The sequence below is a fragment of the Anaerostipes sp. genome, assembly GCF_018381315.1.
Taxonomy (GTDB): Bacteria; Bacillota; Clostridia; order Lachnospirales; family Lachnospiraceae; genus Anaerostipes.
This window is the reverse complement of sequence record NZ_JAGZSD010000013.1, coordinates 55572-64947: the sequence shown is the minus strand read 5'-3', so window position 1 is coordinate 64947 and position 9376 is coordinate 55572. Positions and strand designations below refer to the sequence as shown.

Sequence of the window (9376 nt, the reverse complement as noted above, 5' to 3'; positions counted from 1 at the left end):
CTATTCACTCCCTTTTTTTGAGGTTTTCTTCTGAACCTCTTTGTATTTCTTTCTGGTTCTGACTGCAAAACCTGCTGCTCCTGCTGCAGAAATCAAAGCTATGATACCCACAGCGGTCATAAAGCCTCCGAAATGTTCCTTCTCTTTTCCTGAAGCCTCTTCTTTGCTTAAAAGCGAATCCATATCCTGAAGCTGTTTTAGTCCTTCTTCACTGCTGAGTTCTCCGCTGTCCAGTAATTCCTGAATTTCTTTCAGCTTTTTCTTATCGTTCTCAGGCGATTTCAGCTCGTCAATAGCAGATTGTACAACCTTGCGTTCCTTCTCATTTAAAGTCCCGCTCTTCATCAGCTTTTCCAGATAATTAAGATATGCTTTTTTCTTTTCCTTCTCTGTTTTCGCTTTTTTTAAGTTTTCTTCCAATTCTTTTTTCAAGGATGTTTCTTTTATTTTGTCATTTTTCTGCTTCGCTGAAGAATTCTCCGGCTTTTTCATATCGTCTTTTGAATGACCGCTGTTCTGCCCATTGGATTGATTGCCGCCGGATTGACTTCCGTTTGATTGATTACCATTGGATTGATTAGCGCCGGAGGAGCCGCCGTTTTGGCTGCCTCCTCCTTCCTGTCCCGCTGATTCTCCTCCATTGCTGCCTGAAGGTCCTTCCTGATTTGTCTTAGGGTCTTCTTCCTCCTCGAGAATCTTGTTCACAAGAAGAGATGTCGCACTTATATTTCCTGCATTGTCAGCGGCAACGATCCAATAGTTATCATCATTCTCAATCCCCAACGTTTCTTTAATATCATTCACAGTCTTCCATGTATTTCCTTTCACCTTGGACATCGTATAATCCGAAAGTCCGGGAGAGGTCTTGGCAATCTTTCCATTTTTATATGGATTCTTTGATGTTACAAAAGCCATTTTAATGTCACTGGCTACAGAAAGGCCGTCACTGTCCACAGGATCGTCAATCACTGCTATTACCGCTTTCGATTCTGCCCAGTCGTCAATATTTTGTTTTGCCTGATCAATCACCGGCTCCATATCATCCATCTTAACTGATACATTTTTACTGCTGATATTTCCCAACGCATCTTTTGCCATGACTGTAAGCTGTGTGCTCTTTACAAATTCCTTGTCCGGTGAATTTACCCATGTACTTCCGCCGTCAAAGGAATACGCATTTGCAGGTGCTAATCCGCATCCTTCATCCTCTGCCTGTATACTCACTGTCTGTCTGTTTGTCCATCCCTCAAGCATAGAGACATCCAGTTTAGGACCTTTGGTATCCTTTTTTACAATGAACTTTGTCTCATCATTTTCTACTCCGGTTCGGCTGGTGATCCTGAAATATATCTCTGTTATTCCTTCCTGATCGACTTTCAATGTGCATATTCCTTTGTTATCCGGCTTAATTTCCTGATAAGCTGCATCTTTGCCTAACTTATATGCATATTTGGTATCGCCTTCATTGTTGGACTTATTGCTGAAAGATACCGCAATATCCTCTGTTGTCCAGACATCGGAGAGATATGGATTTTCTTCTTCATCCACTGCATTTACAGACACAACCGGCTGGAGGGAATCCAGATTAGACACTGCCACATTCTGATAAGTCTCCTTTCCTGCTCCGTTTGTAAAACGCACTTTATAGGTTCCGTTAAGCCTTACCGGGAATCCTGTCTGATACTCATCGGTAATATCGCGCCACATATCGGCTTCAGGATAAAGAATCTCAACCTTTTTCACTCCCGAGGTTCCTGCATCCGGTTCTATTGTCAGTATGTTCTGCGCAGCAACTCCGGATAAGTTTTCAGGTTCTACGGACAGATCCGGCTTCTTTGTATCCTTCTTCACTACAAAAGAAAGTTCCTGAGCCCGGTTGCCTGCCTGATCTTCTGCCTGTATCTTTACGATATTTTCTCCCTCTTTAAATTCATCTGCGGCGATCGTAAATCCTCCGTCTTCCAAAGAAGACACAGCTTTTGCGTCTGCCTCACCTATTTGATAGCTGACAGCAGTCTGGCTGAGATCAAATCCGGCCAGCGGATCCCTTACATTAATCTTCACTTTTTCATTTTTGTCTGTGATCCATTTTTCACTGTCATGTGAAGTGCTGACTTCAGGTTTGATATCATCAACAATGATTCCGTCGCTGGAAATATATTTGATGTTTCCGGCTCTGTCCTGAATCTTTGCATAAATAATATATGCGTGCCCCAAAGACAAGGTTCCCGATGTCTTATTGGTCCACCGGCCCTTTACAAACTCTTCGATATTACTGGACAGAACAGGAGTATCATCCATACTTTCATTTTCTTTGCTCTCCCTGACAAAATAGCTGATTCCGCTCTCATCAACACCGCTGTCCTCATCCTTGGCTGTGATAACAAAACGCTTTTCTTCCCTGAAGAAGTTTCCGAACGTTACCATATTCAGAAATTCTCTCCATCCGCCGGAAGAATGATTCTCTATTTGAATTTCTCCGTCCGGCTTCTTTTGATCAATATGCAGCTGAAAAACAGCCGGCTTTGATTCCTCTGAGTCATCTGAGAGGGCCGCTTTAAATTCATAATAATAGTCACCGGGATCTTTTGCCGTCAGTGTCAGAACTCCCTTGTCTGCTGCATCAGACAGCTTCCATTCTCCATCTTTGCTTGTCCGGTAATAGTATTTCAGACCTTCTACATTCGCCGGATCATTGTGCATTTTGATGCTGACTTCATTGTTTGTCCAGCCGTTATTCTCAATTTTTCTGCCGTCCTTATCCACTGCCTCAATCACCGGTATGAGTTCGTCTACAAAAATATGACTGAAACTGATCTTAGCTTCCGCATATTTCCCGGCCCCGCTCACAACACGGAATGTATAAGTTCCGTTCTGTCTGGCTTTGTAGCCGTCCTGGTATGTCTCGGAAATATCTTCCCATTCTCCGTCTTCCAATCTCACCAGAATTTTTCCGATTCCGGATTCACCGGAGTGTTCCGCATCAATGTCCACCATATTATATGGTTTCACTTCATCTTTTCCCTGAACCTGGATTTCCGGCATATCTTCATCCTGCCATACCCGGATTTCATCACTCATCGTTGTATTGCCTGCCATATCTTCGGCTTGAAACTTCACGGTATGTTTTCCCAACGGAAAATTCCCGATACTGAAGCTGTTTCCTGAACAGTCTAAGGATTTCGCTTCTCCGTCATCAATCTGATAAGATAAATTCCCGGTTCCGGACAAGTTATCATCTATGGTTCCGCTGATCACTGCATTATAGGTCCATTTTCCATCATAATCATAGTTGATATCTACCGCCGGCCCGGAGGCATCAAGCATCAGTCCGTTGCTTCCGGCATACCCGATGTTTCCGCTCAGGTCTGTAGCTTTTGCATATACGACATAGGTCCTGTCCGGATCAATCATACAGCTGGAAGCTTCCGTCCATTTTCCTGCTGCCATCTCCTCCAGCTCTTCAGCCGTTGTAGGATAGCTGACAAGCTTTTGGTCTTTCTCACTTTGCAGAATAAAATATTCTACCTTTTTAACTCCGCTGGATGTACCGCTGCTTATGACATCTTCTGCAGAAACTTCTGCTTTCTGGCGTTCCCTGAACATTTGACCAAAGGTGATTGTGTGAAGAATCTCATTGCTGATACTGTCCTTTACCTGAACCTGGGCTTTCGGAGAGGTATCATCCTTTCTTATTCTTAAAACGGCTTCTTCGCTCTTCAGACCGCCTTCGCTTGTAATTCTCATTGTGATCTTATGCTCCCCTTCCAGGGTCATCTCAGGAATCCGGCATATTTGATCCTTTGGCAAAATCTTCTGGTAAACTCCGTCATCCAGTTTCCACTCATAAAGACTCGTTCCCATATTATTTTTTGTGTTGCGGAACGCTGCCGTAATATTCCGGTTTGTCCAAGAGTTTTCTTCATATTGTTTTTCTTCATCCTGATCTGCATAAGCCCATGTTTTTATCTCAGGCGCCACGGAATCAATATTTGTAAACTTCATTTCCTCAGGTTCGGATATTCCTCCTGCTGCGTCATGAACACGGAACCTGTAAGCCACATCATTTTCTGTAGCTGTATACCCGTCCGCCAGGCCATCTTCAACTTCCCTCCATGTCCCGTCTTCTCCGTCTTTGCCAGGGACATAGATCTCTACTTTTGAAGCCCCGGAACATCCTGTAGCAGGTTTAAATGTAATCGTCTGCTTGGGACGGATCGTGACTGTGTCACCCAGAAGTTCCAGCTTAGGTTTTACTGTGTCTTTCATTACCCGGAAAACAACCGGATCGGCATCATTGCCGGCTTTATCCCTGGCGCTGATTGTCAGATTATAATTTCCGTCCGGGAGATGCTCGATTATAAAGTTGCCGTCGGCATCTGTGTTGATAACCTGCGGTTCATGTCCGTCCATGGTATAGGTAACATATCTTTCTTTCAGCCCGGAAAGTTCATCTTTTACATTTCCCTTAATAACAGGATTTTCTTCTTTTGTCCATTTCCCGTCCAGCTCATAGCCGGCCGTAAGAATCGGTTTATCCGTATCATAGACGATACCTTCTGTGGAACGGTAAGACACATTTCCCGCCATATCTTTCACTTTTGTATAAATGATTCCGTGGTCTTTTTCTACCGTAGCAGTCTTGCTTTCTTCCCACCACACCTGTGTATCTTCAGTTTTGTCCTCTTTATCCGGAATCTCCTCAAGTTCATCAAAGGTCAGTTCTTTCCCGCTTTCTATATAAGCTACACTTTGGACACCGCTCAGTGTGTCAGCTCCATAAATGTGTGCCTCTACAGGTTTGTTGAAAAACAATCCAAAAGAAATATTATTTAAAAGTTCCGTCCATGCATCTGTATCAATGATGACAGACCCGGTCGGCATCTTTGTATCTTGTTTATATTTAATGTTTTTTGCTGAACTTACCGCATCATCTATATCACGCTTCAAATAATAAGTCACACCGTCTTTTGCATAGTCCCCGTCAGGATAGGTTACAAATTCTGTCCATGTATTATTCAGAAGTCCGTCATTTAAGCTGACTTTATATCCTTCCGGTGCTGTAATCCTGGCTACAGAAGTATACCAGTCATGGTCTGTCTTTGTACCTTCCGTATGGGCGTCTGCATCAGATCCGTCATAAACCTCAATCTGAAAAGAATCTTCTACGTATTTTAATGTATAGTTGTGATTGACGTACTCATCGGCATCCAGTTTCAGCGAGCCTTGACGAATCGGATAAGCTCCCAGAATCTCTCCCTCATCCCGTACCAATGCCCCGGCAAATATAGGCTTAAATCCTTCAAAATCACCGCTGTAGCTGTAAGTATATACGTCCGGGTCCGTGGTACCGTAGTACTTCTTCTGGCCGGAATCTGCTGTTACAGTCAAAGTTGCAGGTGTTATCTTATAGGAAGCAGGTCTGGTATCCTTAAAGTTTCCAATACCCTGAATTGTGATATCCGCCGTTCCCACTTCTTTTGTTGTATCATGGTCATATATAAGGTTATAATCCTTTCCTTTTGTCAGCAGCTTCCCTTTATATTTTAGTTCCGGTTCACTGTCTTCCTGCGTTTTTCCATTAAATACTACATTGGCCGGAAGCTTTGTGATCTGAACATCATTATCAGCATCGGAGATTGTATCCGGTGTTATCTTAAACTTTATATCAGCCACATCTCCCTGGAAATTCCCAAGACCCGTCAGAGTCTCAGAGGCATAAGAACCATCGGATGCCACATTGATATTGTTTGTTCCGCTGTTGATCTCATAATCCTCATCCTTTTTTAATTCATGTCCGTTAAATACCAGTGTGGGATCAGATAACTGAGCTGCCCCATTATACACCAGATCCGGTGCTTTTTTTGTGATCGCGGCATCGCTCAGCTTTGCCTTGGCGATCGTAAAGTAATCCGTTCTGCTTCCTGTGTAATTTCCCTTCCCTGTAATCTTTACCTCTGCCCGCTTCCCGCTTTTGCTTGTACTGTCAGTATTATTGGCATACCCGACTGTATAGTCCGTATCTTTTACTAATGTTTTGCTCCCGTCTTTTACCACTGGTTCAGGTGTGATCCCATCGCCTGTAAACGTCTGGGTTGCAATCGCTTCTACCGTTATATCTGACACATTCTTTGGATTCACAGTGACGGATGTACTGTTTTCCGTACAGGAATTATAGTTTGTCGTCTGCGCAGTGACTGCTTTCAGCTGCACTGGTTTTGCACTGGTCGGAGTGACGGTTACCGACATTCCCACATCATCATTTTTTACAATATTCGCTGTACCGCTAATCACAGACCAGGTAACAGCTCCTTTTCCCGGATTATTGGTCAGGGAAGCCGTAAAATTCTCTCCATATGTAATAGATGTTTTATTAAATGTGATGCCAGGTGTAAAATTGGCCCGGGCTATGGCAAAAGTTTTCTCAATCTCTCCCGTTGTAATGAACGTCTCCCCGAACTTCTCCGCACCCGTAATCGTCATCAGCCCATTGCCGGCATTTACATTATTTTCTGTTTTAACTGTGTATTTACTGTTGTCTATCGTGGTTGACCCATGCTTAATAGCAGGAACCGGATTTTTGGCAGTACCGTCATAGGTAAAAGAGCTTGGACTCATCGTGACAGAGGCATCTCTTACATCATAGGCTGTGCGGTAGGTGCCTCCGCTTCCGCCCCCATATCCGCTGCCGCCTCCCAGGTTTCCGCTGTATGAATTGTGGGTACTTTTATAATAATAACCTGCGTTGCCTCCGGAAGAAGCGCTTCCGCCGTCTCCGCCCTTTTTACCCGGCCCGCTGCTGCCGTCTCCGGAACCTCCGTTACCTCCGGTAAAATTGCCGTCTGCATCCGGCCCGCCTGCTTCCCCTTCTCCGCCGTGCTGTGGTCTCTTTCCTCCGAGGCCCCCGGCTCCGTTTGCGTATCCCCGGCCGCCGCAGCCGCCTCCGCCTCCGCCTGCATGAACATCGGCTGCATTTCCATTCTTGTCAAATCCTCCGGTACCTCCATTGCCTCCGGCACCTCCTCCGGCACCTCCGCCGCCGACTGCTGCTGCTGGATATCCGGCTCCACCGCCGCCTCCGCCGCCTCCGCCGCCCCAGCCAAGGTCGTCTTTTAAGGCAGTAGGACCATCTTTTTGTGCCGCATTTCCACTCTCACCTCCGGCTCCGCCGTAGCTGCTTCCGCTTCCTCCGGAAGCGGTGATTGTGACATCTCCCAGTGCATATATCGTGCCGCCTGATCCGCCTCCGCTTCCTTTATTACCGGAATCTCCGGGATTTGCTCCTGTTGTTCCGCCATTTCCTCCCTTGCCTCCAAGGCCTGCTCCGGCTCCGCCGCCTCCGACTCCGCCGAATGCTCCGAGACCTCCGCGGGTTTCATTGCTCTTGTCCCCGTCATTGCCTTTGCTTCCGTCTGCTCCTCCTGCCGCACTGCCTCCCTGCAGGGTAAGACTGCCGCTTCCGCGGATGATCAAAGTCGCATCTCCGGGAACTTCTATGCCGGCTCCGGCGCCGGTTCTTCCGCTGGCATTGCCCCCTCTGATCGTTACATTTCCATTCACCTTTAACGTAACACTGGCGCCGGGATTGACTGCTATTCCGCTTTTACCTGCCGGTGCCGTATAAGTGCCGGCATTGATTACATAAGTTCCGGTTCCGTAGGTTTTTCCGGCCTCTGTGATCGTTGTATCCGCATAAACAGTTTTCTCTGAGATAGATCCCGGCAGCATGACTCCCAGCATGGAAGCCGTTAATACCCAGCTGGTAAAGCGCATTGCGGCCTTTTTTATGCTTACAGACTTAGTTTCCCCTTTCAATTTCATGACCAACTCTCCCCTATCATAATTTTGATCCTTGTTTTTTAGTACAAAAGCTATCGCCAAAAGGCACCTTTTGTTTTATGGGTGCCTTTGTGAGTATATATTTAATTTTAAGTCAAAAGTATCCTTCAAGCCGTGCCACTCAGGCATATTTTCCCTCCATTGGGAAGGCAGGCTTTTATATTACGGAATATTCAGCACAAATCTTGATGTAAATACCCCTCCCTTTCTCTTGAACTCTGCACTTCCCCCGTATTTTTCTGCAATCAGCCTCATACTTTTCAGACCGATCCCCTTCAGTCTCGTATGCTTTGTGGAGCTGAAATAGCTTTCATCCATAAAATCAGAAATCTCTTCTGCTTTCTGATCACAGCTGTTTTCTACCTGTATCAGCAGAGAAACATTTACTTTTTTCATCGTAATGCTGATATAAGATTCTCCACTGTCCAGGTGCTCACATGATTCAATAGCATTTTCCATCAGGTTTCCCAAAAGAACAGTTAAATCCATAATGTCAAAATTATAGCTTTCCTTGATCGTTGATAAATCTGTTTTTACAGCGATCCCCTTCTTGTCAGCCTTGTCTATGTAATATTTCAATATTCCGTCAACGGTCGCGTAGCCGCATATCTGCTTGTCCTCAAGCTTATGAAAGCTGACCGTATAACTTTTCAGATACTCATCCAGTTCCTCGTATCTTCTCTCCCTGTTCAACATGCTGATTGTATTTAAATGATGCCTGATATCATGTCTTGCCCTTCTTGCTTCCTCGATCCCGGCAGTGATTTTTTTATAACTCCCATCAAAAGTTCTGAGCTGTTCTTCTAACTGATATTTCTCTTTGGCCAGCCTGATCTCCTCAAAATAAATAAAATAGATTGTTATGTCAGTAAAAATCAGGGTGAGGAGAAAACATATGATCTCCATAAGCCGGAACTGGGAATACACTCTTGTGCTCAGTACAATCATGCTGATACAATAAAGAACCAGCGCGGTTCCTCCATAATAACAGCCGCGTTTCACTTCTCTGCTGTTCATCCTGTAGAGTATGTGCTTCCGGATATAATTAATGAAAAAACACATGATTGGAAATGTCACCAAAAACAAAACGGCATAGATGGCAATCGTATATTCGGAATATACCATATGATCAGCAATGGAATGATGTACTGGAAATTTAAAACTGCTGGTCAAAACAGTCGAGACAGAGTATTCAATGGCACTGTAATGGGTAAGAAGCATCAGTATAAAGAATTGCTTATGTCCTTCTTCACAGATGTTCCAAAAAAAGAAACTTCCAAATAAAACAATGCATACACTCATTGATATATTTCCAATCCACTGTATGTCCCAGCCGCTTTTCATATAAGATAACATCTCCATGCCTGCGAATATGACGGCTCCTGCAAGAAAGATACTAAAGCCTCCTATATATGTTTTCTTCTTTGACAGATGCCATTCCGAATCATAAAAGGCGTACAGACATAAGAAGGCGGCAGGAAGCGCCTGTAAAAGGAATCCTATAATCTGAATCATAAAATATATTATTATCATGTGT

At 44.7% G+C, this 9376-nt stretch carries 2 protein-coding genes; both read right to left on the bottom strand.

Annotation, left to right across the window (positions count from 1 at the left end):
• Complete coding sequence (locus KH180_RS11075) at window positions 1–7821, bottom strand: hypothetical protein (protein ID WP_290760232.1); 7821 nt, start codon at window positions 7819–7821, stop codon at window positions 1–3.
• A gap of 180 nt (window positions 7822–8001) precedes the next feature.
• A complete protein-coding gene (locus KH180_RS11070) occupies window positions 8002–9372 on the bottom strand; it encodes a sensor histidine kinase (RefSeq protein ID WP_290760230.1) in 1371 nt (456 codons plus the stop codon).
• Between the last annotated feature and the right edge of the window lie 4 nt (window positions 9373–9376).